Source organism: Bifidobacterium aemilianum (genome assembly GCF_003315635.1).
Taxonomy (GTDB): Bacteria; Actinomycetota; Actinomycetes; order Actinomycetales; family Bifidobacteriaceae; genus Bifidobacterium; species Bifidobacterium aemilianum.
This window is the reverse complement of the sequence record NZ_PDCG01000050.1, coordinates 1-562: the sequence shown is the minus strand read 5'-3', so window position 1 is coordinate 562 and position 562 is coordinate 1. Positions and strand designations below refer to the sequence as shown.

At 64.4% G+C, this 562-nt stretch carries 1 pseudogene; it reads right to left on the bottom strand.

Annotation, left to right across the window (positions count from 1 at the left end):
* A pseudogene (locus CRD60_RS08360) lies at window positions 1-562 on the bottom strand (class 1b ribonucleoside-diphosphate reductase subunit alpha); the annotation flags it as partial.

Below are 562 nucleotides of genomic sequence, written 5' to 3'. Positions count from 1 at the left end.
GTAGTAGACGCGACCGATCTTGCCTTCCTTGCGGATCTCTATCTTGGCCGGGATGGGCAGGATTGAGGAGGTGGAGTGGTTGATGTAGGAGATGGAGCCTGTGGGTGGGATGGCCTGGAGGTTCTGATTGTATATGCCGTCACGGATGATCTGCGCCTGGAGCTCCCGCCAATCCTCAACCGAGGGGATCTCGATGCCGTACTTGTCGAAGATGGCACGCACCCGCTCGGTCCTGGGCTCCAGCGCGCGCCGTCCATCCGTGTACTTGTCGAAGTAGTTGCCCTGGCCGGCGGGCTTGGCGTAGGCGGACCTGGCGAAGGTCGCGAAGGCATGCCCCCGGTCCACCGCGATCTGGTGGGAGGCCCGGTAGGCATGGTATGCCACGGTCATGAAGTACATGTCCGTAAAGTCCAGCCCCTCCTCGGAGCCGTAGTGGATGCCCTCGCGGGCCAGGAAACCATGGAGGTTCATCGGCCCGAGGCCGATGGCGTGGCCCCCGTCATTGCCTCGCGTGCTGGGAGGGACGGCCTCGACGGTGGTGTGGGGGGCCAGTGGGGTCGGG